28 protein-coding genes are annotated in these 25588 nt (G+C 63.2%); 18 read left to right on the top strand and 10 right to left on the bottom strand.

The genetic code is table 11. The annotated features are described in order from the left end of the window. Window positions 1-67 precede the first annotated feature (67 nt). From FJV77_RS10565 to FJV77_RS10555, 3 genes are all read left to right on the top strand, one after another. A complete protein-coding gene (locus tag FJV77_RS10565; protein ID WP_112563904.1) occupies window positions 68-349 on the top strand; it encodes a type II toxin-antitoxin system ParD family antitoxin in 282 nt (93 codons plus the stop codon). Further along, on the top strand, window positions 339-650 hold the full coding sequence (locus tag FJV77_RS10560) for a type II toxin-antitoxin system RelE/ParE family toxin (protein ID WP_142866745.1): 312 nt from the start codon (window positions 339-341) through the stop codon (window positions 648-650). Before FJV77_RS10565 ends, FJV77_RS10560 begins: the two co-directional genes overlap by 11 nt. 92 nt (window positions 651-742) lie before the next feature. Next, the gene (locus tag FJV77_RS10555) at window positions 743-1402 is read left to right on the top strand and encodes a hypothetical protein (RefSeq protein WP_142866744.1); all 660 of its coding nucleotides are present in this window, start codon (window positions 743-745) and stop codon (window positions 1400-1402) included. 2 nt (window positions 1403-1404) lie between these two features. Here FJV77_RS10555 and FJV77_RS10550 read toward each other — a convergent pair whose 3' ends face one another. The 3 genes from FJV77_RS10550 to FJV77_RS10540 form a co-directional block, all read right to left on the bottom strand. After that, entirely contained in the window at window positions 1405-1884 is a 480-nt protein-coding gene (locus FJV77_RS10550) for a DUF2938 domain-containing protein (protein WP_142866743.1), read from the bottom strand. Between the two features lie 72 nt (window positions 1885-1956). Next, entirely contained in the window at window positions 1957-2433 is a 477-nt protein-coding gene (locus FJV77_RS10545; protein ID WP_142866742.1) for a peroxiredoxin, read from the bottom strand. A gap of 111 nt (window positions 2434-2544) precedes the next feature. After that, window positions 2545-3351, bottom strand: a complete 807-nt coding sequence (locus FJV77_RS10540) for a protein-disulfide reductase DsbD domain-containing protein (protein WP_142866741.1) — start codon at window positions 3349-3351, stop codon at window positions 2545-2547. Window positions 3352-3566: 215 nt separating this feature from the next. On the opposite strand from FJV77_RS10540, the gene FJV77_RS10535 reads away from it, so the two are divergent. Beyond that, a complete protein-coding gene (locus FJV77_RS10535) occupies window positions 3567-4175 on the top strand; it encodes a YqgE/AlgH family protein (protein WP_023668405.1) in 609 nt (202 codons plus the stop codon). A gap of 30 nt (window positions 4176-4205) precedes the next feature. Here FJV77_RS10535 and FJV77_RS10530 read toward each other — a convergent pair whose 3' ends face one another. Genes FJV77_RS10530 through thrC form a run of 4 tightly spaced genes read right to left on the bottom strand, consistent with a single transcriptional unit; the run spans window position 4206 to window position 10422 of the window. Next, window positions 4206-7094 (bottom strand): EAL domain-containing protein, encoded by a 2889-nt coding sequence (locus FJV77_RS10530; protein WP_142866740.1) that lies wholly within the window; start codon window positions 7092-7094, stop codon window positions 4206-4208. 3 nt (window positions 7095-7097) lie between these two features. Beyond that, the gene (locus FJV77_RS10525) at window positions 7098-7697 is read right to left on the bottom strand and encodes a GNAT family protein (protein ID WP_142866739.1); all 600 of its coding nucleotides are present in this window, start codon (window positions 7695-7697) and stop codon (window positions 7098-7100) included. 20 nt (window positions 7698-7717) lie between these two features. After that, on the bottom strand, window positions 7718-9010 hold the full coding sequence (locus FJV77_RS10520; RefSeq protein ID WP_142866738.1) for a pitrilysin family protein: 1293 nt from the start codon (window positions 9008-9010) through the stop codon (window positions 7718-7720). A gap of 14 nt (window positions 9011-9024) precedes the next feature. Then, window positions 9025-10422 carry a threonine synthase gene (thrC, locus tag FJV77_RS10515; RefSeq protein WP_142866737.1) on the bottom strand — a complete coding sequence of 466 codons (1398 nt, stop codon included), beginning with the start codon at window positions 10420-10422 and terminating at the stop codon, window positions 9025-9027. Between the two features lie 128 nt (window positions 10423-10550). Between thrC and FJV77_RS10510 the strand changes: the two genes are divergently transcribed. The 7 genes from FJV77_RS10510 (at window position 10551) to FJV77_RS10480 (ending at window position 13857) form a co-directional block, all read left to right on the top strand. Beyond that, window positions 10551-11279, top strand: coding sequence for a hypothetical protein (locus tag FJV77_RS10510; RefSeq protein ID WP_142866736.1), 729 nt, complete (start codon window positions 10551-10553; stop codon window positions 11277-11279). Between the two features lie 203 nt (window positions 11280-11482). Then, window positions 11483-11806 carry a metalloregulator ArsR/SmtB family transcription factor gene (locus tag FJV77_RS10505; protein WP_112563924.1) on the top strand — a complete coding sequence of 108 codons (324 nt, stop codon included), beginning with the start codon at window positions 11483-11485 and terminating at the stop codon, window positions 11804-11806. Next, complete coding sequence (locus FJV77_RS10500; RefSeq protein ID WP_142866735.1) at window positions 11803-12228, top strand: SRPBCC domain-containing protein; 426 nt, start codon at window positions 11803-11805, stop codon at window positions 12226-12228. Before FJV77_RS10505 ends, FJV77_RS10500 begins: the two co-directional genes overlap by 4 nt. 68 nt (window positions 12229-12296) lie before the next feature. Continuing rightward, window positions 12297-12689, top strand: coding sequence for a VOC family protein (locus tag FJV77_RS10495; protein ID WP_142866734.1), 393 nt, complete (start codon window positions 12297-12299; stop codon window positions 12687-12689). A 26-nt stretch (window positions 12690-12715) separates the two neighbouring features. Further along, window positions 12716-12937: a hypothetical protein gene (locus tag FJV77_RS10490; protein WP_142866733.1), complete on the top strand. Its 222-nt coding sequence runs from the start codon at window positions 12716-12718 to the stop codon at window positions 12935-12937. A 5-nt stretch (window positions 12938-12942) separates the two neighbouring features. Then, window positions 12943-13407 carry a DUF1801 domain-containing protein gene (locus tag FJV77_RS10485; protein WP_185970268.1) on the top strand — a complete coding sequence of 155 codons (465 nt, stop codon included), beginning with the start codon at window positions 12943-12945 and terminating at the stop codon, window positions 13405-13407. Window positions 13408-13419: 12 nt separating this feature from the next. Next, entirely contained in the window at window positions 13420-13857 is a 438-nt protein-coding gene (locus FJV77_RS10480; protein ID WP_142866731.1) for a DUF1801 domain-containing protein, read from the top strand. 2 nt (window positions 13858-13859) lie between these two features. Here the strand turns inward: FJV77_RS10480 and FJV77_RS10475 are convergent, their stop codons facing one another. Beyond that, complete coding sequence (locus tag FJV77_RS10475; protein WP_142866730.1) at window positions 13860-14546, bottom strand: HAD family phosphatase; 687 nt, start codon at window positions 14544-14546, stop codon at window positions 13860-13862. A 190-nt stretch (window positions 14547-14736) separates the two neighbouring features. Here FJV77_RS10475 and FJV77_RS10470 point away from each other — a divergent pair, with 190 nt between their 5' ends. Beyond that, window positions 14737-15870: a site-specific DNA-methyltransferase gene (locus FJV77_RS10470; protein WP_142866729.1), complete on the top strand. Its 1134-nt coding sequence runs from the start codon at window positions 14737-14739 to the stop codon at window positions 15868-15870. A gap of 24 nt (window positions 15871-15894) precedes the next feature. Here FJV77_RS10470 and FJV77_RS10465 read toward each other — a convergent pair whose 3' ends face one another. Beyond that, the gene (locus FJV77_RS10465; protein WP_142866728.1) at window positions 15895-16506 is read right to left on the bottom strand and encodes an HAD family phosphatase; all 612 of its coding nucleotides are present in this window, start codon (window positions 16504-16506) and stop codon (window positions 15895-15897) included. Between the two features lie 118 nt (window positions 16507-16624). After that, a complete protein-coding gene (gene mutY / locus FJV77_RS10460; protein WP_142866727.1) occupies window positions 16625-17749 on the bottom strand; it encodes an A/G-specific adenine glycosylase in 1125 nt (374 codons plus the stop codon). Between the two features lie 50 nt (window positions 17750-17799). Here mutY and FJV77_RS10455 point away from each other — a divergent pair, with 50 nt between their 5' ends. The 6 genes from FJV77_RS10455 (at window position 17800) to FJV77_RS10430 (ending at window position 25333) form a co-directional block, all read left to right on the top strand. Next, window positions 17800-18306 carry a DUF721 domain-containing protein gene (locus FJV77_RS10455; RefSeq protein WP_142866726.1) on the top strand — a complete coding sequence of 169 codons (507 nt, stop codon included), beginning with the start codon at window positions 17800-17802 and terminating at the stop codon, window positions 18304-18306. A gap of 156 nt (window positions 18307-18462) precedes the next feature. Continuing rightward, on the top strand, window positions 18463-19194 hold the full coding sequence (locus FJV77_RS10450; protein ID WP_142866725.1) for a DsbA family protein: 732 nt from the start codon (window positions 18463-18465) through the stop codon (window positions 19192-19194). Window positions 19195-19263: 69 nt separating this feature from the next. Further along, a complete protein-coding gene (gene smc, locus FJV77_RS10445) occupies window positions 19264-22722 on the top strand; it encodes a chromosome segregation protein SMC (RefSeq protein WP_142866724.1) in 3459 nt (1152 codons plus the stop codon). Between the two features lie 109 nt (window positions 22723-22831). After that, on the top strand, window positions 22832-23815 hold the full coding sequence (locus tag FJV77_RS10440) for an NAD-dependent epimerase/dehydratase family protein (RefSeq protein ID WP_185970267.1): 984 nt from the start codon (window positions 22832-22834) through the stop codon (window positions 23813-23815). A 140-nt stretch (window positions 23816-23955) separates the two neighbouring features. Next, entirely contained in the window at window positions 23956-24567 is a 612-nt protein-coding gene (locus FJV77_RS10435) for a hypothetical protein (protein ID WP_142866722.1), read from the top strand. Window positions 24568-25099: 532 nt separating this feature from the next. Further along, on the top strand, window positions 25100-25333 hold the full coding sequence (locus tag FJV77_RS10430; protein WP_142866721.1) for a hypothetical protein: 234 nt from the start codon (window positions 25100-25102) through the stop codon (window positions 25331-25333). Window positions 25334-25588: the final 255 nt, after the last annotated feature.

Here is a 25588-nt window from a genome sequence, read left to right as displayed (position 1 = left end):
CAATCGGATTGTTGGAGGGGAGCAAAAGGAGTATTGTTTACTACCTTAGAGCAAGGAGTAAGATCCTATGGCAAACGTGGAAAAGATAAGCGTGGCCGTGACGCCGCAACAGGCGGCGACCATGCGCGAGGCAGTGGAAGCAGGTGAATACGCCACCACGAGTGAGATCGTGCGCGAGGCGATGCGTGATTGGCTCACCAAGCGCGAGCTTCGACAAGAGGACGTGCGCCGGCTGCGTCAGCTATGGGATGAAGGCAAGGCAAGCGGGAAGCCGGAGCCTGTAGACTTTGACGCGCTGAGAAAGGAAGCTCGGCAGCGGCTGGTGAAAGCCTCGTCGAATGGCCGCTAGGGTAGTCTGGTCGCCAGCGGCCAGAGCTGACCTGATTGACATCTATCTGACAATAGGCGGCGAAAGCCTTCGAGCAGCCGACCGCTATTACGACCGGCTGGAGGCGCGGGCCATGCAATTGGCCGATCAGCCACGCATGGGCGTGAGGCGACCCGACATCCGTCCCTCAACCCGAATGCTGGTCGAGGCGCCGTTCCTGCTGCTTTACGAAACGATCCCGGACACAGACGACGGCTTAGTCGAGTGCGTCGAGATAGTGCGCGTCGTGGACGGGCGAAGAGACTTGCGCCATCTGTTCTGACCGGAAGCCAGCAATTCTAGGCTTTGGCTTAAAGTCGATTTCATCCCTGAGTGATAGAACGGCGCAATCGATCTTGGCGATGAGGCGCGGCGATGTTCGGGCGCAGGACTTTCGGCAAGCAGCAGCACAGCTTTGCCGATCTCAAGAAAATGATGCGTCCGACGCCGGATGCCGATGGCGTGACGCGCGTTTTTTCAAAAGAGCTTTGGGACGATCCGAAGGTCGGTTCCTTCCTGCGTGAGGCCGGCTTCGCGCCGGACGATCAGCGCAACATCATGCGCACGGCGGACGACTACATCGCTCTTTTCGCCGCGGCCAGGTACCGGCTTCAGCTGCGCACCGAGGCTTTCAACGCCGAGATGGCGGCACTCAATGGCTATTGCCGGGCAGCGCCCTTTTTGGTCATCGACCATCCGATCTGGGATGGCGAGCATGGCGCGTTCCTCTATGCCCAGATGGATCTAATCGGCTTCGACGATTGGAACGTCGTCATGCTGGCGGCGGATGCGAGGACCACGGAATCCTGCGGCCTGCCGCCGCATCCCGGCTCGGTGCCGGCGCTCACCCAGGCGATGACTGGGCACGTGATCCGATGGAAGGCGCGCTATGAATCCGTGCTGGAGGAATTCGGCGTCACCGCCACCGGCGGGAGCAGCATCACGCGGGAACAATTCGAGGCGGAGAAAGATGCGCTGCGCCAGGAAATCATCGACACCGTCGCCTCGATGAAGCCACGCACCGTCAGCGAATAGGGTTAGCGGATCAGCAGGGCCGTGCCGTAGAGCCCGAGCGCGAACACCGTGTGCGAGATCACGTTAAAGGCGCGGATCTGCATCGGGTTGGGGCGTCTTGAAGCGGCCCAGCCGGCGCCCATGCCGGGCGCCAGCAGGAACCAGCCAGCGCCGATGGTGACCATGCCGAGGATGAAGGCCGGCAGGAAGGTCGGCGCGTCCAGCCACGCTTTGCCCGCCAGCGCCACCAGGATGATGCCGTAGACGATGCCGGTGAAATAATGGAAGGCCCAGCCCAGCGCCGTCTCATGCGCATAGGGCGCGGCATGGCCGATATCGTCGTGGAAGACCTTGCCGTCCCTGAGGTGCCAGACCCAGCGGCCGGGCGGTCCCCAGTTCGGCCGCGGCTGACCGAACGCCAGATGCAGGAACATCGCCCACAGATCCATCAGCACCGTGGCGCCGATGCCGATCGCAACACTGCGCCAGATGATGTCAATCATCGCCGAGGTCCCCCAAAAAGCAGGCCATCGCGCCAAACGGGTGCGATCGTCAGGTTATATGGCAATCCGGGATTAGAGCTGGCTCAGAATGTGAGCCGCACCGGAAGTGTCGACACCGGGCTTGGTCTCGACATTGAGCGCGGTGACCTTGCCATTGTCGACGATCATCGAAAAGCGTCTCGAGCGCAGCCCCATATCGTTGCTTACGAAATCGAGGCCGACCGACTTGGCGAATTCGCCATTGCCGTCGGCGAGATAGAGGATCTTGCCTTCACCACCGGTGAAATTGGCCCAGGCGCCCATGACGTGGACGTCGTTGACCGACACGACGGCAATGGTGTCGACGCCGCGCGCCAGGATGGCGTCGTGGTTCTCGAGATAGCCCGGCAGATGGTTGTTGCTGCAGGTCGGCGTGAAGGCGCCGGGAACGCCGAACAGCACCACCTTCTTGCCCGCAAAAATCTCGGCCGAGGTGATCACCTTGGCGCCGTCGGCGGTCATTTCCTTGAAGGTCGCATCGGGCAGTTTGTCGCCAACAGCAATGGTCATGATGGTCCTCGTGTGAAAGCAGGGAAGGTTTCTTGCGATAGCGAAATCAGGCATTTCCCGCAACCGCCGACAAGGGCCTGGATCAAGGGAAAGCCTGGATCGGGACTTGAATCAGGGGAACGGCAGAACGCCCTCGACCGCGCCTTCCGCACTTGTCAGGGTGTAATACAACCCGCCATCGGTCGGTGTTGCCGACGGCCGGTCGAGGATCGGTATGGTAAACACCAGCCGGCCGTCCCTTTCGCTGCGCGCAGGCGCCCCAAACATGTAGTCGCGTTCGCCGGCGACGAAGAAATCCGCCGCCTCCGGATCGCCGGGGAAAGTCGCCTCGACGACCAGCGTCTCATGGTCGCCGGGCAGGACCTTGATGCCGAAATCGGCCTTGGCAGGGGCGGGCAAGGTGGCGAGCGCCGCCTTTACCAGAGCCGCATCTTCGGCATTGTCGGGATCGGCGGCGGGATCGACGCTCAGCCGCGTCTGCACCGGAATGCAGATCGTCTCGCAAATGCCGAGAAAGATGTCGGCATCGATGACGGCCGCATCCCCAGGCGATGACAGGGTGAATGTCACCGGCAGCGAAACCGGATGGTTGTAGCCGGCCCATTTGCCGTAGCCGTCGTCATGGCGCTGCGGCGGCGGGAAGGAAAACGCCGCATCGGTGATGTTGGTGCTGGCCGAGACGTCGATCTGAGGAGGCACGCCGGCATCGCCCGGATCGCGCCAATAGGTCTTCCAGCCGGGCTTCAGCGCAATGTCGAGCACGCCATGGATGCGCCCGGCCTCGTCGGCCTTGCCTGATGTCACCAGCCGTACCTTGCCGCCTTCGCTGTTGTACCAGTCCGAAGAGGAAGCGGCGGCGGGAAGGGCTGCTCCGCATCCGATGGCAGCGCCGAGCAGCAGGATTTTCAAGCTTTGCATGGCGGTGATTTGATCGTCAGTTCATGGCCGCGCAATGTCTTCATGGCGCTCTGCGTATCATATTTGCGTGACTTTCGTGCGGGGAACAGTCGAGTTCTAGCGATCAGCCGGATTAAGTTGGCAATCGGGAATCCGTTGCTCCAGCTATCGGGCTTTGGGCGAATCGCGCGCGGCGCATCTTTTCGGCGTCCCGGAAACGCGTTACGCTCCCCTTCATGGACTTGTTGCGCCACAAGAAGACGGCCGGCGGACGCGGCTTTCTCGACGACCAGTTCCTGATTGCCATGCCCGGCATGAAGGACGACCGCTTCACGCGCTCGGTCATCTACATCTGCGCGCACAGCGATGAAGGCGCCATGGGCCTGATCATCAACCAGACGCAGCAGATGCTGTTTCCCGACCTCCTCGTGCAGCTTGGTATCATGAACGAGCAGGAGGCGATCAGACTGCCGGCGCAGGCGCGCGACTTCGTCGTGCGCAATGGCGGCCCGGTCGACCGCAGCCGCGGCTTCGTCCTGCACTCCGGCGACTACCGGGTCGAATCCTCGCTCACCGTCTCCGACGACATCTGCCTGACCGCGACCGTCGACATCTTGCGCGCCATCTCGTCCGGTCGCGGCCCGCGGCGCGCACTGATGGCGCTCGGCTATTCCGGCTGGGGCGCCGGCCAGCTGGAAACCGAGATCGCCGAGAATGGCTGGCTGACCTGCCCGGCCACGCCGGAGCTTCTGTTCGACGCCGACATCGAACGCAAATACGACCGCATCCTGGCGTCGATCGGCATCGACCTGGCGCATTTGAGCCTGGCGGCGGGGCACGCCTGACCTGGCAGCCACCCGGAGGCCAAACGGCCTCTAGGCCTGCGTCATCGGATACTGCTCTTTCAGCGCCTTCAGCACCTGGTCGCCGGGCATCGGTGCGCCGAACATGAAGCTCTGCACGTATTCGCAGCCCATCTGCCGCAGTTCCAGCGCATCGCTCTCATCGGAAATACCCTCGGCTACCACCGACAGGCCGAGCTCATGCGCCATGTTGACCATGGATTTCAGCAACACCGCACGCTTCGGCGTCGCGTCGTCGACAAAACTCTTGTCGATCTTGATGGTGTCGAAGGGGAAGCGCGTCAGATAGGCGAGCGACGAATAGCCGGTACCGAAATCGTCAAGCGACAGGCCGATGCCGAGCTGCTTCAGCTTGGTCAGCACATGCGAGGTCTGCTCGGGATTGTCCATCACCAGCGATTCGGTGAGTTCGAGCCGGAAGCAGCGCGGCTTGAGATTGGCGCGCGCGATGACCGAGCGGACATCGCTGACCAGGTCGCGGCGGATCAGCTGGCGGCTGGACAGATTGACCGACACCGACAGCGGCGTGTCGCCGATCTGCTTTTGCCAGCCCGCGAGGTCCTCGGCCGCCTGCTGCATGGCAAACAGGCCGAGCTGCACGATCAGCCCACAGCTTTCGGCGACCGGAATGAAATCGCCCGGCGGGATCATGCCGCGGCGCGGATGGTCCCAGCGCAGCAGCGCTTCGAAGCCGGCAATGCTGCCGTCCTCGAGCCGCACGATCGGCTGGTAGGCGAGGGTGAATTCGCGCCGCTCGATGGCGCGGCGCAGATCGGATTCGAATTGCAGACGGTCTGTGCCGACGGTGCGGAAGGCCGGCCGGAACGGCTCGATCCTGTCGCCGCCGAAGCGCTTGGCCTGGTGCATGGCAAGCTCGGCATCCTTGACCATATCCTCGGCCGAAGTCTGCGCCGAAGTCCAGGTGATCAGGCCGATCGAGGCGGTCAGCACGATCTCGCGCTTGGCGAAGGTGATCGGGTTGTTGATCGCGTGCTTGATGGCGTCCGCCACCGCCGCGATGCGGGAAGGATCCTGTTCGGAAAGCAGCATCAATGCGAACTGGTCGCCGGCAAAGCGCGACAGCGAATCCTTCGGCTTCAGCAGCCGGTGCAGCCGGCGCGCTATGGTGAGCAGGATGGTATCGCCGGCCGAGATGCCAAGCCCGTCATTGACCTGCTTGAAGCGGTCGATATCGATGACGAAGACGGTCGGCCGCACCTTCTCTTCGGTGCGCGCGATCGAGATGATCGCTTCCAGCCGGTTCATCAGAAGTTCACGGTTGGGCAGGCCGGTCAGATTATCGTGAACGGCATCGTGCAGCAGTCGTTCCTCGGACTTCTTCTGCTCGGTGACGTCAACCATCGTGCCGACGCAGCGAATCACTTCGCCGTCCGAGCCGATCACCGGCCGCGCCCTGAGCGAGAACCAGTGGTAGTGGCCGTCGGCCCCACGCAGTCGGAAATTCTGCGACACCCGGCCACGCCGGTGCTCGAGCACCACGTCGAGCGTGGTGCGGAACGTGTCGCGGTCGTCGGCATGCAGCACCGGCAGCCAGTTGCGGGCAGCACCGCCCAGGCTGTTGGGCGCAAGGCCAAGCTGGATGCTGACGTCGGGCTTGGTGACGACGCGGTCGCGCAGCACGTCCCAATCCCACACCGTGTCGCCGGAGCCGGCCACCGCCAGTGCCTGGCGCTCGAGGTCGGAGAACAGGCCCTGATGCAGCGCGCCGCCGGCAAAGGCATGCTGCATGACGGTGAAGCCGATCAAAAGGATGATCAGGATCAGCCCGCCGCCCAGTGCCGGCTGGGCGATGTCGTTGTCGAGCATGCCGGTGATCGCCATCCACGATCCGCATAGCCAGAGCAGCACCATCACCCAACTCGGCACCAGCATGATCGCACGATCGTAACCACGAATACCGAGCAGGATGATCAGGCCGAGCCCGGTCAGTGCGGTGGCGGCGAAGGACAGCCGGGCAATACCGGCGGCGACGGCCGGATCGACGATGGCCACACCGGCGATCAACAGCAGGCCGAGGATCCAGACCACCGCGCCATAGCTGAAATGGCCGTGCCATCGATTAAGGTTGAGATAGGCGAACAGGAACACCACAAAGGTCGCTGCAAGGGCCACCTCCGTTCCCGCCCGCCACATCTGCTCATTGCCGGGCGATATCTCTATGATCTTGTTTAAAAAGCCGAAATCGACGCAGATATAGGCAAGTACCGCCCAGGCTAAGGCAGCTGTCGCCGGGAACATCGAGGTTCCCTTGACGACGAAAAGGATGGTCAGGAACAGCGCCAAAAGACCGGCGATGCCGATGACGATGCCGCGAAACAGCGTGTAGGAATTGACCGAGTCCTTGTAGGCTTCCGGCTCCCAGAGATAAACCTGCGGCAGCTTGGGCGAGGCGAGTTCGGCGATGAAGGTGATCACCGTTCCCGGGTTCAGCGTCACCCGGAATACGTCGGCGTCGGGGCTTGACTGGCGGTCGAGCGCGAAGCCCTCGCTGGGTGTGATCGCGGCGATGCGGGTGGCGCCGAGATCGGGCCAGAAGATGCCCGAATTCACCAGCCGGAAATGCGGCGCCACGATCAGGCGGTCGAGCTGCTGGTCGGTGGTGTTGGCCAGCGCGAACACCGCCCAGTCGCCGGTCGAGCGCGCGTTATTGGCCTCGACCTCGATGCGCCGCACGATGCCGTCGGGGCCGGGCGCGGTCGACACCTGGAAGTTTTCGCCCTGGTTGGGGTAGATCGTGACGGCGCGCGACAGGTCGAGCGCGACGTCGTCGCGGGCAATCTTGATCGGTTCGACGGCGAAGGCCGGGAGCGCCGCGCATAGCGTGACGACAGCCGCCAGAACAAAGGCCAACAGCGACCCGTTTCGCAGGAAATTCGTCAAAAATCAGTCCTTCGTTCCAGCGCCGCCCGGCGGATCGTCCGCGATCCGGGCGTAGAGGTAGTGGTCCTGCCAGATGCCATTGATCCTGAGGTAGGATCGCAAAAGTCCTTCGCGCCGGAATCCGGCTTTTTCAAGCACTCGGATCGACCGGGCGTTGTCGGGAATACAGGCAGCTTCGATCCGGTGCAACCTCAGCGTATCGAAGGCGAAGCGGCAGACCACCTTGACCGCGTCGGTCATCAGGCCGCGGCCGCCAAACCGCTCGCCGATCCAGTAGCCGACATGGCCGCTTTGCGAGACGCCGTGGCGGATGTTGCCGAGCGTAATTCCGCCGGCGAGCTTGCCGCTCGTCTTCTCGAAGATGAAGAAGGCGATGGCGGTTCCCTGCGCATAATCTTCGCGGTAGCGGCCGATGCGCAGCCGCCAGGCCGTGCGGTCGAGCTCATCGGGCGTCCAGCGCGGCTCCCACGGTTCGAGGAAGCCGCGGCTTTCGCCGCGCAATGCCGACCATTCGCGATAGTCGTTGGTGTAGGGCACGCGCAGCGTGACCAGGTCGCCCTTCAGTGCCGGCAGGTCACGGCGAAAGAAAGGGAGCGCGAACACGGGGCGCGCCTTGAGGGGACTTAGACGGCGAGCTTGCGGGCCGTGGTGTGCGTGCCCGCAAGCGAATCGAGGATCGCCTCATAGGGCGCGAGCGTACCCACGGGGCCGACGGCGGTCAGCGTCGGCTTGGTCGAAAACAGCCGTGACGACAGGTCGGTCAGCCGCTCGACGGTCAGCGCCGACAGTCGTTCCATCAACTCCTCCTTGGCGATCGGCCGGCCGAACAAAAGCAGCTGCCTGGCGATCTGCGAGGCGCGGCTGGCCGGGCTTTCCGCCGACATGATCAGTCCGGCGCGGTATTGCGCACGCGCCCGGTCGAGTTCTTCCTGCAGGATGTTCTCGCCGGCCTTCTGCAGTTCGTCGATGATGACGGGCACCAGTTCGGCAATGTCGCTCTGTCCGGTGGCGGCATGCACGCCGAAAATGCCGGTGTCGGAAAAACCCCAGTGGAAGGCATAGACGGAGTAACACAGGCCGCGCTTTTCGCGAACCTCCTGGAACAGCCGGGACGACATGCCGCCGCCAAGGATCATCGACAGCACCTGCGAGGCGTAGAAGTCGCGCACATGATAGGCGCGGCCTTCGAAGCCGAGCACGATCTGCGCGTCCATCAGGTCGCGATCCTCACGGAAATCGCCGCCGACATACTGCGCATATTGCGGCATCGTGCTGTCGGCCTTGCTGCGGAAGCCGCCGAGCTGCTTTTCCACCTCGCGCACGAAATTGTCGTGCTTGATGTCGCCGGCGGCCACAACCACCATGCGCTCGGCGCCATATTGGCGCTCGATGAAATCGTGCAGCTGTTTGGAGGTGAAGGATTTGACGGTTTCGGGCGTGCCGAGGATCGAACGGCCGATCGTCTGGTGGCGGAACGCGGTCTCGGTGAAACGGTCGAAGACGATGTCGTCGGGCGTGTCGTGCGCGGCGCCGATCTCCTGCAGGATCACATGCTGCTCGCGCTCCAGCTCCTGCGGGTCGAACTCGGACTCCTGCAAGATGTCGGCAAGGATATCGACGGCCAGCGGCACGTCGTCGGACAGCACCCTGGCATAGTAGGACGTCGTCTCGACGCTGGTGGCGGCGTTGATTTCGCCGCCGACATCCTCGATTTCCGAAGCGATTTCGAAGGCGCTACGCCTTTTCGTGCCCTTGAAGGCCATATGCTCGAGCAAATGGGCCATTCCGTGCTCTTCGTCACGCTCATTGCGAGCGCCCGACTTGACCCAGGCACCAAGGGCAACGGATTCGAGGCTTGGAAGGGTTTCGGTGGCGACTGTCAGGCCGTTCGACAGACGGCTTACCTCAACACCCATATGGCAAGTACTCCCTAACGCGCAGCCCTTGAGTGGCTGCTCACGTAATCTTCCACCATTTTCAGGTCGGATGGAAGTACCGTGTATTTTTCGTCGGCTGACATCAACGACCCCAGCCAGGCGGGCAAGGCCGGCGACACGCCGCAGGCGGCTTCGACAGCCGCCGGGAACTTGGCCGGGTGCGCCGTTCCCAGCACCACCATCGGCACTGCGCCATCCGCCTTGCCGGCGGCGACATGCACGGCCGCTGCTGTATGCGGGTCGAGCAGGTAGTTGCTTGATTCCAGCGTGGAACGGATGGTGGCGGCGACCTCATCCATATCAGCGCGGCCGGCGTCGAATTCCGAGCGCATCCTGGCCATTTCGACCGTTTCGATGGTGAAGGCGCCGGACTGTTTGAGCCCGGCCATATAGCGCCGCACCGTTTCGGCATTGCGGTCGGAGGCCTCGAACAACAGCCGCTCGAAATTCGACGACACCTGGATGTCCATCGACGGCGACGTCGTCGCAAACACACCCTTGGTGCGGTATTCGCCGGTCGCGAAAGTGCGCGCCAATATGTCGTTGTCGTTGGTGGCGACGATCAGCCGTTCGATCGGCAGGCCCATCTTTTTGGCGGCGTAACCGGCGAAAATGTCGCCGAAATTGCCCGTCGGCACGGTGAAGGAAACGGGCCGGTCGGGCGCGCCGAGCGAAAGCGCCGAGGAAAAATAATAGACGATCTGGGCCATGATGCGGGCCCAGTTGATCGAATTGACGCCCGACAGCGATACGCCATCACGGAAGGCATGATCGTTGAACATGTCCTTCAGCAAGCCCTGGCAATCGTCGAAATTGCCTTCGATGGCCAGCGCCTGAACGTTGGCCGCGCTCGATGTCGTCATCTGCCGCTGCTGCACCGGCGAGACGCGGCCATGCGGGAACAGCACGAAGATATCGGTGCGGTCGCGGCCGGCAAAGGCGTCGATGGCCGCACCGCCGGTGTCGCCAGAAGTGGCCCCGACGATCGTGGCGCGCTGGCCGCGCTCAGTCAGCACATGGTCCATCAGCCGGGCAAGCAGCTGCATGGCGACGTCCTTGAAGGCCAGCGTCGGACCGTGGAAGAGCTCGAGGATGAACGTGTTCGGGCCGGTTTGCACCAGCGGGCAGACGGCCTGGTGGCGGAAGGTGGCATAGGCTTCGCGCACCAGGCGTTCGAAAACGGGTGCCGCGATCTCGCCGCCGAGGAACGGCGTCAGCACGCGGATGGCGAGGTCGGCATAGGGCAAGCCGTGCATGGCGCGGATCTCGGCTGCCGAAAACTGCGGCCACTCGCGCGGCACATAGAGCCCACCGTCGCGTGCCAGTCCGGCCAGCACCGCGTCCGAAAATCCCAGCGCGGGCGCTTCCCCGCGAGTACTCACATATTGCATGTCACAGACCCGTTGCCGCTTGGCGTTTCCGTTCACCACAGAGTGGTTAATTTCTGCGCTGGCTCAGTCGCATTTTTGCCGCGCCATTGCTATACGTCACCAGCTTTGCGAGAGGGAAGTGCAGTTTCATGGCGTTCTATTCGTTCAACCGTCGCTTTGTCGCGGGTCTGGCGCTCACCGGCTTTATGCTTGCCGCCGCCGGCTGCCAATCGAGCGACAATGGCATCCTCAACCTCGGAATAGGCAAGAAGACCGATCCGAATGCGCCAATACCGCCGCAGGATCCCAAGGTGCTCGCCAGCCAGTTGCAGGCCTATTGCCCGAAAGTGACGATCCGCGACGGCACTGCCTACTTCAACACCTACGCCAAGGGTGCGTCGCAGCCGAAAAAGAAAAAGGCCGACGTCGCGCAGGATGCCCAGGCCGCTGCCGCCGCGCAGACGGCGCCGGATGGCACCATCGTCGACCCGAACAAGGATCCGACCAAGATCATCTACCAGGCCTCGATCAGCGATGTCAGCCGCGATTGCAGCCGTGCCAACGGCCAGCTGACGATGAAGGTTGGCGTTGCCGGCAAGATCGTGCCGGGACCGATGTTCACTCCCGGCACCATCACCATGCCGATCCGCATCGCCGTCATGCACGGCACCGATGTGCTTTATTCGCAGATCCACCCCTATCAGATCCAGGTCAGCGATCCCTCGACCGCCACCCAGTTCGTCTTCACCGATTCCAACGTCGTCGTGCCCGAGCCCTCTGCCAAGGACTACCAGGTATATGCCGGCTATGACGATACCGCGCCGGCGGCGGCGGACAAGAAGTCCGGCAAGAAGAAGCGAGCTCCCGCCACGAACTAGGCGGCGGGGCGTCGTCGCGCTGTTGCGACGGGGGCCGTCAACTCCTTGGAAGATCAAGACGATCTGGCAGTAACCCTGCAGGAATGCGCCTGCAGGCGGCTGGGGTGTGCGCCTTGAATCCTGGTCCATTGCGCCAGCACTCTTGACTCATTCATATCCCCACAGTTATACGTCAATCAATAGCTCGCAGGTTATTGATCCCGATGCCAGACGCCCACGACACTCTGTTCAGAACGCTTGCCGACCCGACCCGGCGGGCCATCTTCGAGCGCCTGTGCCGCCAGGGTGAGCAGACAGTGGGGGCGCTGACGGCGCAGTCCGGAGTCTCGCAGCCGGCGGTGTCGAAGCATCTGGGCGTCCTGAAGCAGGCCGGCCTGGTGCTTGACCGCCACGCCGGACGGCAGACCCACTACAGCGCGCAGCCCGGCGCGCTCGCTCCGTTGACCGACTGGACAGTTCAGATGACCGGGTTTTGGGAGAGCCGCTTCGACCATCTCGAGGATCTGCTGAAAAGGATGGACCAGTGAGCAAGCCGGAACTGCGCACCGTCGTCGTCGAACGGGACATATCCTGGCCGGCGGAAAAGATCTGGCGGGCGCTGACGCAGCCGCATCTGATGGAGGAGTGGCTCATGAAGAACGATTTCAAGCCCGCCGTCGGCCACAGTTTCAATCTTCGCGGCGACTGGGGCGGCGTGCTCGACTGTGAGGTGCTGGCCATCGAACCAAACAGGACGCTGTCCTACAGTTGGGATTTTGCGCATGAGGATGCTGCCTACAATCTGAAGAGCGTGGTGACGTTCACGCTCACGCCAACGAGCACCGGCACCCGTCTGCGCGTCGAGCAGTCGGGCTTCCACCCCGATCAGAAACAGGCCTATGGCGGCGCCAGGGCCGGGTGGCAGCAGTTCCTCACCAAGCTGGAGCAGCTTCTGGCGAAGCCAGATTGAGCCTGCCGGTACAAGTCAGCGCCATGCCCTGATCGTCGGGGGCGCCGAAAGCAACAAAGGAGAAATCGATGAAGATCAAGCTGACCAGCATCTACGTGGACAATCAGGATAACGCCCTGCGTTTTTACACCGATGTGCTGGGCTTTGCCGTGAAGGCCGACTTCAGCAAGGGGCCTTTTCGCTGGCTGACCGTAACCTCACCCGATGAGCCCGAGGGAACCGAACTGCAGCTCGCGCTCAACGACAATCCGGCCGCCAAAACCTACCAGCAGGCTATCTTCAAACAGGGGCAGCCTGCGCTCATGCTGTTCACCGACGACATCAAGGGCGACTATGAGCGCATCAAGGGGCGTGGCGGTGCGTTCGCCATGGCGCCGACCGAAGTGACCGGCTCGACCATCGCCCAGCTCAACGACAGCTGCGGCAATCTCATCCAGATCACCCAGCTGGCACGCTGGTAAGCGCTCGTTTTCAAGAGGAGGTGGCAATGAACTGGAGCAAGTGGATAAGGCAAACCCACCGTTGGCTGTCGATGATCTTTACGCTGACCGTGGCAGCCAATTTCATCACCATGGCATTCGGGCAGCCTCCGGCATGGGTGGTCTATTCGCCGCTGCTGCCGCTCTTCCTGCTGCTGTTCAGCGGGCTCTATATGTTCGTGCTGCCCTATGTCGCCCCGCCGCACGGCGAGCAGCGCGCGCAAGGTTAGGGACGATGGCCAAGGCGCCCGGAAAATCGAAGGCCGCAAAGCTTGCCCCAGCCAAGCCAGCGCCAGCCAGGCCGGTCCTGCTTTCAGGCGGCAACCCGCAGATCGCCAAGGCCTATGGGGATGCTCCCGTGCAGGCCTATATCGCGGCCATGCCGGGCTGGAAAAGCGATGTCGGGCACCGCCTCGACGCGCTCATCGTCGGCGCCGTTCCCGGCGTCTACAAGGCGGTGAAGTGGAACTCACCGTTCTATGGTATCGAGGGCGAGGGCTGGTTCCTCAGCCTGCATTGCTTCACCAGATACGTCAAAGTCGCCTTCTTCCGCGGCATGTCGCTGGAACCCATTCCTCCCGGCGGCTCCAGGCAGAAAGATGTGCGCTATCTCGACATTCATGAAGGCGAAGAGATCGACGAGGCGAGGTTTGCCAACTGGGTGAAGCAGGCCAGTAAATTGCCCGGCGAGAAGATGTGAAAGGAGGAGACCATGAAGACCGGCGCTGCGAACAAGCCAGAGGCAGAACCCTCTGCCTCGGAGCGGATAGATGCCCGAATCCGCGAGCTGGACGACTGGCGCGGCAAAACGCTGGCCAGCCTGCGCAAGACCATCCTCGACGCCGATCCTGAGATCATCGAGGAGTGGAAGTGGATGGGCAGTCCGGTATGGTCGCGCGACGGCATGATCGCCGTCGGCAACGCCCACAAGGACAAGGTGAAGCTCACTTTTTCCCACGGCGCCAGCCTGCCGGATCCAGACAAGCTGTTCAACAACGGCCTCAACGGCAAAGTGTGGCGCGCGATCGATGTGTCGGAGGGCGAGGCGATCGATGCGGATGCGCTGAAAGCGCTCGTCCGCGCCGCGATCACTTATAACAGGGCAAAGAAGAAACCGGCTCGAGCCAGGTCGGTCAAAGCCAAGGACTGAGTTCAGGCGTCCGACCACTCCGAAAGCGCGGCAATCACGCTTTTCAGTTCGGCCCAGCGGCGGATGACCGTTTCGGCGCCGGCCTCGGTCAGCGCGTCGGCATGGCCGGGATAGTTGTGCGCGGCGCCGGTAAAGCCGATCACGCGCATGCCGGCAGCCCTGGCGCCGGCGACGCCGTGCACCGAATCTTCGATGACGAAGGTGTTTGCCGGATCGGCGTTGAGTTTCTCCGCCGCAAACAGGAACACGTCGGGCGCGGGCTTGGTTTTCTTGCTCGGTATCTCCAGCGCTGAAAATATCCGGCCGGCGAAGAACGGCAGCAGGCCAACCTTCTCCAGCATGAATTCGATCCGCTCCGAGCGCGAATTCGAGCAGACGCATCGCGGCGCCGTGACCGCCGCCGCCGCCTCGCGCGCGCCGTCGATGGCGCGCACATCGCTGCGCAATTTGCGGTCGACCAGCTCTTCGGCACGGTCGATCATCGAGGCCTGGAACGGGATCGCGGACTTCGCCTCGACCCGCATCATGATGTCCTTGAAGGTCAGCCCGGCGTAGCTTTCGGCGATTTCATCGGCCGATATTTCGAAGCCGGCCAAGGTCAGCAGTTCGGCTTCGACGCGCGCGGCGATGATTTCGGAATCGACGAGCACGCCGTCGCAATCGAAGATGACAAGATCTGGCTGGGGCATGGCAATCCGGAACGAGGGAGGGTGATGGAGGCCCGGCAGGGGCTCAAGCGGCGCGACATACACCAACGGGCCGGGCTGCGCAAATTAACGAAGTCAGGGATGCCGGGCCGATTTCGCCCTTCACCGAATATTTACGCTGATCGGTAACCATAACGGGGAGTAAACAGTAACGCGTGCTTTGGGTGTAAACATGTCTGCCGTGCGTCTTCTCGACGACCTTTCTCACGCTCCCCAGCAATCCGAATGGCTGGATACGATCCTCAAGGGCGATTGCGTTGCCGCGCTCGACCGCCTGCCGGAAAAATCCATCGACGTCATCTTCGCCGATCCGCCCTACAATCTGCAGCTCGACGGCGACCTGCACCGGCCCGACCAGTCCAAGGTCGACGCCGTCGACGATGACTGGGACCAGTTCGAGAGCTTTGAGGCCTATGACGCCTTCACCCGTGCCTGGCTGCTGGCGGCGCGCCGCGTGTTGAAGCCCAATGGCACCATCTGGGTCATCGGCTCCTACCACAACATCTTCCGCGTCGGCGCCAAGATGCAGGATCTCGGCTTCTGGATCCTCAACGATGTTGTCTGGCGCAAGACCAATCCGATGCCGAATTTCCGCGGCCGCCGCTTCCAGAACGCGCATGAGACCATGATCTGGGCCTCGCGCGACCAGAAGGGCAAGGGCTACACCTTCAACTACGAAGCCATGAAGGCCTCCAACGACGACATCCAGATGCGTTCCGACTGGCTGTTCCCGATCTGCACCGGTGGCGAGCGGCTGAAGAACGACAATGGCGACAAATTGCATCCGACGCAGAAGCCGGAAGCGTTGCTTGCCCGCATCATGATGGCCTCGACCAAGCCGGGCGACATCGTGCTCGACCCGTTCTTCGGCTCCGGCACCACGGGCGCCGTCGCCAAGCGCCTCGGCCGCCACTTCGTCGGCATCGAGCGCGAGCAGGCCTATATCGACGCCGCCAATGAGCGCATCGATGCGGTGCGGCCGCTGGAAACCGCCGATCTCACCGTGCTTACCGGAAAGCGCGCCGAGCCGCGCGTCGCCTTTGTCAGCCTCCTCGACACCGGGCTGATGCAGCCCGGCGCCACACTTTATGACTCCAAGAAGCGCTGGGCCGCCAAGGTGCGCGCCGACGGCACGGTGGCGATCGGCGACAGCGCCGGCTCTATCCACAAGATCGGCGCCGAAGTACAGGGGCTGGACGCCTGCAACGGCTGGACCTTCTGGCACTATGAACGCTCGGGCGGCCTGACCCCGATCGACGAACTGCGCCGTATCGCCAGGCTCGGCATGGAGCGGGCAGGGGCCTGATCACCCCTCCCCAATCGTCTTAGATCAGACTGCGATCCCAAAACGCTCAAGGTCCGCCCTAAGCGTCTTTGCGTCGGTAAACAGCACCGCATTCCAGCCGGCCGCCTTGGCGCCGTCGACATTTTTCTGGCTGTCGTCGATAAACAGCGTGGCGGACGGTTCGAGACCGAACGCGGCGACATGGTGGTCGTAGATGGCGCGGTCGGGCTTGATCTGACGGATATCGGCCGACACGGTGACGCCGCGCGGACGGCTGAGGAAGTCGAAGCGCAGCCGCGCTTCGGCAAGCGTGTCGGCGGCGAAGTTGGTCAGCATCGTCACGTCGTGACCGCTCTCGATCAGGCCGAGCATGATGGCGACGCTGTCCTCATAGGCATGCGGCACCATCTCGTGCCAGTGGCGGCGGAAATTGCGAATGTTTTCAGCGTGGTCGGGATGCTCGGCAATCAGCAGCGCTTCCGCCTCGTCCCACGTCCGGCCGCGGTCCTGCTCGATGTTCCAGTCATGCGTGCAGACATTGTCGAAGAACCACTTGCGCTCCTCGGCATCCGGGATCAGGCGGCTGAACGGAATGTTCGGATCGTAGTGGATCAGCACGCGGCCGATGTCGAACACGATGTGGCGGATTTCAGTCATTTTTATCCCTTCAATGCGGACGCTGCTTTTCGGTGCATGTCGCCCAAAAGTGTGCGGCGGTTTTAGGAAAACGACATGCACAAAACAAAGAATCCGAAGCGCGTCGCGTACGATCGCGTCACGCGCGACGCGCTTTGGTCGCGCCCGGTATCGCCGCTTCGATTACCTTTTTCATGACGGTCGGCAGCGCTTCCCCGGAAATGTCATGGGCCAGCGACCAGAAAAACCCTTCCGGCGCATCACTTTTCACCTGTGCATGAAAGACTTCGAGCTCGAGTGCGAAATGGGTGAAGACATGCGCGATCTCACCGGCGCGCCGCCAGTGCGCGGGGAAGGGCGCGGCGTCCGTCGTCGTCGCGCCGTCGATCCGCGCTGTCCAGCCCGTGGTCGGCACTTCGGTCATGCCGCCGAGCAGGCCTTTGTCCGGCCGCTTGCGCAGCAGGATCGCGCCGTCGCCGCGCTCGGCCACAAAGGCGGCGCCGCGCCTCAGCGGCTTGTCGGCTTTCGGCGGGCGAACCGGAAAGCGTTCGGGGTCGCCCGACAGGATGGCGCTGCAATCCTCGCGCAACGGGCACAGCATGCAGCGCGGCCGCTTTGGCGTGCAGATGGTGGCGCCAAGATCCATCATCGCCTGCGCGAAGTCGCCCGGCCTTGTCTGCGGAACCAGTCTTTCGACCAGCGCGCGAATTTCAGGCTTCGCCTCGCTGAGCGGCGTTTCGATCGAATAGAGCCGCGAGATGACGCGTTCGACATTGCCGTCGACGACCGCCGCCGGCCGGTCGAAGGCGATCGCCGCGACCGCCGCCGCCGTATAGGCGCCGATCCCCGGCAAATCCCGCAATCCAGCCTCATTGTCGGGAAAGCGCCCGCCTTGGCTGGCGACGAGATCGGCGCAGGCTTTGAGATTGCGGGCCCGCGAATAATAGCCGAGCCCGGCCCAGGCCTTCATCACATCCTCAGTCGGCGCCGCGGCCAGCGCCTCGACATCGGGCCATTTCTCTACGAAAGCGCGAAAATAGGATTTTACCGCTTCGACCGTGGTCTGCTGCAGCATCACTTCCGACAGCCAGATGCGATAGGGATCCGCCCGTGCGCCGCCGGCCGCCGCGCGCGGCGCGATCCGCCACGGCAGTTCGCGATGGTGCGCGTCGTACCAGGCCAGCAGGCGGAAAGCGATGTCTCCGGACGCGGCTTTGCCGCTGTCTCCGGATGCGGCCTTGCGGGTCTGTTCGTGCAGTGCCATTGATCGCGGGCTGGCTCTTGGCTGGTGAGGAGCGTGGCTGGAGAACGTACATGGCAGGGAGAACGCCTTACGGCAATCCCGTTCCGGTGAGCGATCTCGCCACCCAGATTCTCGATCCCGTGCTGCGCAAGCGGGCCGGCATTTCGATCGGGCTGGTGCAGTCGTGGGAAGAGATTGCAGGCCCCAGGCTTGCCGGCCATTCGCGACCTGAAAAAATCCAGTGGCCGCGCCGCATGCACGAAGACGATCCGTTCGAGCCGGCGACGCTGGTTATCGCCTGCGAAGGCATGGCGGCACTGCATCTGCAGCACGAGACGGGCGAAATCATCAACCGCGTCAATGCCTTCCTCGGCTTCAATGCAATCGGCCGCATCAGGATCGTGCAGAAGCCGGTGCTATCTGAGAAAGCCCGGCCGAAACCGGCTCTCAGGCCACTGACACCGGTCGAGAAGGCCAAATTGTCCGATACCGTCGGCAAGATCGAGGATGAGGGCCTGCGCGCTTCACTCGAGCGGCTGGGCGCCACCATTCTCGGCGAGAGGAAGCGGCCAGGGTAATCAGCCGGTCATGAACCCGCCACCAGTCTCGCGCATTCGTGATGAAGCATATAGAGTTAGGCGATTGGAATGGGGACAGCGATGCCTTAATTCCCGCCAACTCTCGCCTTTTCTAGCCTTTGCATTGCAAAATCCAACCATAGTCAGGTGATTCGCATGAACCGTAGCTTGTCCCGCAGAAACCTCCTGTCGTCGCTGGCCGTTATTCCGGCACTGGCACTGCTCGCCGCATGCAGCGACTCCAGCGAGGACGCCAAGGCAGCGGACGTCAAGCCTGCAACGCCTGCCGTGCCAGCCGCGACGCCTGCCACGCCGGCCGCCGCCAAGGCGCCGGACTCGACGGGCGACGTCAACATGGCCGAGCTGCTGAAGCCCGGCGCTCTGCCCGACAAGCAGCTCGGCAAGGACGACGCCAAGGTCACCATCGTCGAATACGCTTCGATGACCTGCCCGCATTGCGCGCATTTCGCCGCGACCACCTTCCCTGAGTTGAAGACCAAATACATCGACACCGGCAAGGCCCGCTACATCCTGCGCGAATTCCCGTTCGATCCGAGCGCCGAGGCCGGTTTCATGCTGGCACGCTGTTCAAAGGACAATTATTTCCCGATGGTCGACGTGCTGTTCAAGCAGCAGGCCAACTGGGTCGGCGTCAACAATACCAAGGACGCGCTGCTGCAGATCTCCAAGCTCGCCGGTTTTACACAGGAGTCCTTCGAGGCCTGCTTGACGGACCAGAAACTTCTGGACGATGTGAGATCGGTCCAGAAGCGCGGCGCCGATGAATTCAAGGTCGACTCGACGCCGACCTTCTTCATCAACGGAAAGACCTACAAAGGTGCGATGTCGATTGAGGAAATATCGGCCATCATCGACCCTCTGCTCTGACGTCCAGGCGGCGCCGGAGCGACTGCGCTTTGGCGTCTGCGCACCTCTGCGACCTGTAGGCAGGCGCGAATGAAGTTTTCGCGCCTTCGCCTCCTCGGCTTCAAGTCCTTCGTAGAACCCGGCGAGTTCGTCATCGAACGCGGCCTCACCGGCATTGTCGGGCCGAATGGCTGCGGCAAGTCGAACCTTGTCGAGGCGATGCGCTGGGTGATGGGCGAAAGCTCGTACAAGAACATGCGCGCGTCCGGCATGGACGACGTGATCTTTTCCGGTTCGGGTACGCGCCCCGCGCGCAACACCGCCGAAGTCACGCTGTTCCTCGACAACAGCGACCGCACAGCGCCCGCCGCCTTCAACGACGCCGATGAATTGCAGGTCTCACGCCGCATCGAGCGAGAGGCGGGCTCGCTCTATCGCATCAATGGCAAGGAAGCCCGCGCCAAGGACGTGCAGCTTCTGTTCGCCGATCAGTCGACCGGTGCCCGCTCGCCCTCCATGGTCGGCCAGGGCCGCATCGGCGAGCTGATCCAGGCCAAGCCCCAGGCGCGCCGCGCGCTGCTCGAAGAAGCCGCCGGCATTTCCGGCCTTCATACGCGCCGTCACGAGGCCGAGCTTCGGCTTAAGGCGGCCGAGCAGAATCTGGAGCGATTGGACGACGTCGTCGGCGAGCTGGAAAGCCAGATCGAAAGCCTGAAGCGCCAGGCGCGCCAGGCCTCGCGCTTCAAGAACCTGTCGGCCGATATCCGCAAGGCGGAAGCCACGCTGCTGCATCTGCGCTGGACGCTGGCCAAGACCCAGGAAGGCGAGGCGCGTTCGGCGCTGGCCGTCGCCACTGCTCTGGTCGGCGACCGCGCCTCGGCGCAGATGGCCGCCGCCCGTGAGCAAGGCATCGGCGCGCACCGGCTGCCCGATCTGCGCGACGCCGAAGCGGCCGCCGCCGCCGCCTTCCAGCGCCTGTCGATCGCCAAGTCGCAGATCGAGGAAGAGGCCGGCCGCATCCGCGCCCGCCAGGCCGAGCTAGAGCGCCGTCTGCAGCAACTCGACGGCGACATCGCCCGCGAAGAGCGCATGGTGCGCGACAACGCGGATATCCTTGAGCGCTTGCGCGAGGAAGAAGCGACGCTCAATTCTGAAAATGCGGGCGCTGCCGAACGCGAGGCCACCACGCGGGCCGCTTTCGAGCAGGCCGGCGCGACACTCGTCCAGAGTGAAGCAAAACTCGCCGCGCTGACCGCCGAACGGGCCGAGGCGGCCGCCTCGCGCAACCAGATCGAGCGCACGCTGCGCGAAACCGCCGAACGCCGCGACCGTTTTGCCCGCCAACTGGCCGACGTCGACCGCGAACTGTCCGAGATCATCTCAAAAGTCGCCGGCCTACCCGATCCTGCCGAGAAGCGTGCCCTGGTCGAGGATGCGCTCGCCCGGCTGGAGGAAACCGAGGCCGGGGCCATATCAGCCGAACAGGCGGTCGCCGAGGCGCGCGCCGCTGAGAGTGCCGCGCGTCCGCCGCTGCAGGACGCCAGGTCAGAACTGGCCGGGATCGAGACCGAAGCGCGCACGCTGGCCAAGATCCTGAACGCCGCCAGCGGCGATCTTTTCCCCTCGGTGCTCGAACAGCTCAGCGTCGAACGTGGCTATGAGACGGCCCTAGGTGCTGCACTTGGCGAAGACCTCGACGTGCCGCTCGACCGCAGCGCGCCGGTACATTGGGGCGAAAGCCAGGTCCAACCAGGCGATGCGGCTTTGCCGGAAGGCATCAAAAGCCTCGCCAGCGTGGTGCGCGCGCCTTCGCAGCTTGCCCGCCGGCTGGCGCAGATCGGCATTGTCGAGGCTGCTGACGGCAGGCGGCTGCAGGCACTGCTTGCGCCCGGCCAGCGGCTGGTCAGCCGTGACGGCGCGCTGTGGCGCTGGGACGGCTTGACGGCAAGTGCCGATGCGCCGACCGCTGCCGCTCAGCGGCTGGCGCAGAAAAACCGGCTGGCCGAGCTCGATGCCGAGGCGGTTCAGGCGACGCAGATCGTGCGCGAGGCGGAAGCAGCCCTTGCCCAGGCCGAACAGGCGCTGCGCCAGGCAAGCGAGGCCGAACGAAACGCCCGTCAGGCGGGGCGCGACGCCCAGCACGGGCTGGATGCCGCCCGCAACGCGCTGGCCGAGGCTGAAAAGGCCGGCGGCGAACTGGCAAGCCGTCGCGCCGCCCTGGACGAAGCGCGCGCCCGCATCGTCGACAGCCATGAAGAGACGGCCGCTGCCTTTGCCGAAGCCGAAATGCTGCTGCAGGACGCGCCCGATCTCGGCGATCTGCAATTGCAGCTCGAACAGTCCGCCGCCAATGTCGGCAGGGACCGTGCGACGCTTGCCGACGCGCGCGCCGTGCATGAGGGCCTGCGCCGCGAGGCCGAGGCGCGCACGCGCCGTCTCGACGCCATCGGCGCCGAGCGCAGCAGCTGGCTGCAGCGTGCCGAAAACGCCTCGACGCAGATCGCCTCGCTTGGCGAGCGCAGGGCCGAAGCCGAGGCCGAGCGCGAAACGCTGGCCGACGCGCCCGACGAGATCGACGCCAGGCGGCGCGCGTTGCTGTCGCAACTGACCGAGGCCGAGACCTTGCGCAAGGCGGCGGCCGACCGTTTGCAGGAGGCCGAGAACAAGCAGGCCGAGCTGGACAAGGCCGCCACCGCGGCGATCCAGTCGCTGGCCGATGCCCGCGAAACCCGCGTCCGCGCCGAAGAGCGGCTGACCGCGGCCGATGAACGCCGGCTCGAGGTCGAGGCGCGCATCCAGGAAACGCTGAACACGCCGCCGCATCTGGTCATCCGCCACACCGGTCTGGAAGCCGACAGCCCGATGCCGGAAATGACCGAGATCGAGCGCCAACTCGACCGGCTGAAGGTCGAGCGCGAGCGGCTTGGCGCTGTCAATCTGCGCGCCGAGGAAGAGCAGAAGGAACTGTCGGACCGGCTAGAGACCATCGTTTCCGAGCGCGAGGACATTATCGAGGCGATCCGCAAGCTGAGGCAAGCGATCCAGAGCCTGAACCGCGAGGGCCGCGAACGGCTGCTCGCCGCCTTCGACGTCGTCAACGGCCATTTCCAGCGGCTGTTCTCGCATCTGTTCGGCGGCGGTACGGCGGAACTGCAGCTGATCGAATCCGACGATCCGCTCGAAGCCGGCCTCGAAATCCTGGCACGTCCGCCCGGCAAGAAGCCGCAAACGATGACGCTGCTCTCCGGCGGCGAGCAGGCGCTGACAGCGATGTCGCTGATCTTTGCCGTGTTCCTGACCAATCCGGCGCCGATCTGCGTGCTCGACGAAGTCGACGCACCGCTCGACGATCACAATGTCGAGCGCTTCTGCAACCTGATGGACGAAATGGCCGCGACCACCGAGACGCGCTTCGTCATCATCACCCACAATCCGATCACCATGGCGCGCATGAACCGCCTGTTCGGCGTGACCATGGCCGAGCAGGGCGTCAGCCAACTGGTCTCAGTCGACCTGCAAGCCGCCGAGGCGATGCGCGAGGCGAGCTGACGCGTCACTTGGCCAATGGCCTCAATCCCGGCTTTCGACTATATAGCACCAATGGAACGCAGCCAATCGCCTCTGATGGCTGGCTTGGTCATGTGCCTGGAGAACGTTGTTGCCTGTACTCGTCACCGGAGCCGCGGGGTTCATCGGAAGCCATGTCTGCCATCATCTGCTGAACCGCGGCGAAGCCGTCGTCGGCGTCGACAATATGAACGACTATTACGACCTGGCGCTGAAGGAAGGCCGGCTCGCCCGCCTCAAGCCACACAACGGCTTTTCCTTTCACCAGCTCGACATCGCCGAGCCGGGCGCTCTCGCCGATGCGCTGGCCGGGCAAGGCATCGTCAAGGTCGTGCATCTGGCAGCACAGGCGGGCGTGCGCCATTCGCTGGATAATCCCAGGCTCTATGTCCGTTCCAACGTGGTCGGCCATCTCGAAGTGCTCGAATTCTGCCGCGCAACAGTCGGCTTCGAGCATCTGGTCTACGCCTCCTCAAGTTCGGTCTATGGCGGCAATCGCAAGGTGCCGTTTGCGGAGACCGACCAGGTCGACAGGCCGGTCTCGCTCTACGCCGCCACCAAGAAGGCTGACGAGCTGATGAGCCATACCTACGCCCATCTCTTCGGCCTGCCGCAGACAGGCCTGCGCTTCTTCACCGTCTACGGTCCGTGGGGCCGGCCCGACATGGCCTACTGGCTGTTCACCCAGGCGATGCTCGAGGGCAAGCCGATCCGCGTCTTCAACGATGGCGAGATGTGGCGCGATTTCACCTATATCGACGATGTCGTGCGCGCCATCGTCGCCGTGCTCGACAAGCCGCCGGTCGAGGTGCCGCCATGCCGGATCTACAATGTCGGCAACAACCGCCCGGAGCGGCTCTACGATTTCATCGCTACGCTGGAGCGCCTGCTCGGCGTCAAAGCCATCCGCAACAACGAGCCGATGCAGACCAGCGATGTCGAGCAGACCTATGCCGACATGACGGCGCTGGAACGCGATTTCGGCTTCCGGCCCAGCGTTTCGATCGAGGACGGGCTAAAGAAATTCGTCGACTGGTACCGGTCGGAATGGATGACGAGGTCGGCAGACCGCTGACTGCCGAAAGCCCGCCATAAATCCAAAACGCAAGCGGCCCGCCGCGCATTCGGTGGATTTTGCGTACCTGCGGAGAGGGAAATTTAAGCGCAAGCTGCGAGGCTGACGCAACGTCAAGGCGACAGCGCGGGAGGCTTGCGGTGGACCTGAACTACGATTTTGAGATGCAGTCGATCTTTCCGAAAGCGGTCTGGCTTGTCCCGGAATGCAAGGAGTTGCTCGACGGGCAGGGGATCGCCCACAATATGAAAGGCAACTACGTCGCGGCCTTTATCGATCCGGCAACCGCGGTTGCGCTCTGGCGCGAGAGCTCGGAACTGAGATCGACGATCATAAAGGCGGACTGGAGCGCGTTGCCTTATGAAGGTGAAGCGGATGCCGGCAAGGCTCACTTTCTGATCCCCAAATTGATGGAAATCCATGCCAAGGCCGCCAGTGGCGCCTATGGGGCGGAAGCCGTCCGCTACGCCGTGTATGACCTTCTCCTCTTCACCAGGAAGCTGACCATGGGCGAGATTCTCGATGCGAACGGCAAGCCGACATGCTCGGATCTGACCCGGCAGAGAATGAGCAACGCCCGGCCGGCCTCGAAATTCGACGCCAACAAGGCGGTGATGGCCATGGCTTCCGACCCCAGAAATCATCCCGCGCGAGAGACGACGACGGTGCAAGCATCGCCAGCCAAGCCGACTGAAGCGGGTCCCGGCCTGTTCGGCCGCGCAGCACGCATCTTTGGCCGCAAGACGAACTGATTGTCTTGTCGGATCAACGCGCAACTTCGGTCGCTTGAAAACGATGGGACGCGTGGCGTCCTCAACTCATCCTCCCAAAAAAGTTGCGCGAACGAGTTCGTGGTTGTCGCCAATTCGGCAGGCGCCCGTTTATCGGAGGCCAAAGAAGCTCAGTATCGCAATCACGATTACCACTGCTCCGACGAGCCAAATTATGTTGTTCACAATATCTCTCCCGAAAACTTGTTGCTGAGAGTGAACTCGTCAGAACCTACTAATGTTCCCGCGTGTTTCTCCGTCGAAACGAATGGCCGCCATCCGTTTCCTCTGCCGTCAGACTAAGGTCCGAACAGGGTATGACTGAAGTCCTGGCGTCAGAGCCATAGGTCGAAGACGAGCAACCTATGCCCTCCCAATACATTGCAACCAGGCTGCCGAGTATGAGTCCCTTCATCGGCGGTCAATCGGGTGCCCGCCATTCTCCAGAGACTAGCGGGCACCCGATTGTCGTGGGACCGCCAAGCGGCGTGACGTTTCAACAACGAGGCTAATAGTGACCTTTGTCCAGAGATCCGTGCGTGAACGCGCAACCACCCGACCCGCAAACGACAACGACAGTCCTACGGAAGTTTCTTCGGTCCTTGATCTCATACCGTTGGCTGACGACGACAAGGTCGCTGACCTTGTCAGGCGAACAGAACGCCTGGCAATCGCCGTGCTTGTCGCGATGGCGATTTTGCTGATCTTGGCACCGGTGGCCTACTTTGCACTTTCTTACGGGATCTGAGACGGCTGATTGGTTCGTCCTCTCGGAAGTCCTGAGAAGACGTGTGCGACGGTCATGCTCGCCGACAGATGCATCCCGCCACAGATCAGGTGATCGAACGCGAGGACATTTCGAGAGGTCGCGCGCAACGCTGCCTTGTCGAAGTTGCGCAACTCCTCGTGGTCGGCTTTGAAAGAGCGCCCTGCCAGTAAGACCTGGTGTCGCAATTCCCTCTTTCGACATGCCGTTTTGCGCGCGAGCGTCCGTCACCGATCG

Origin of the sequence: Mesorhizobium sp. WSM4306, from assembly GCF_007003975.1 — a bacterium.
GTDB lineage: Bacteria > Pseudomonadota > Alphaproteobacteria > Rhizobiales > Rhizobiaceae > Mesorhizobium.
This window is presented reverse-complemented; position numbering and strand designations above follow the sequence as displayed.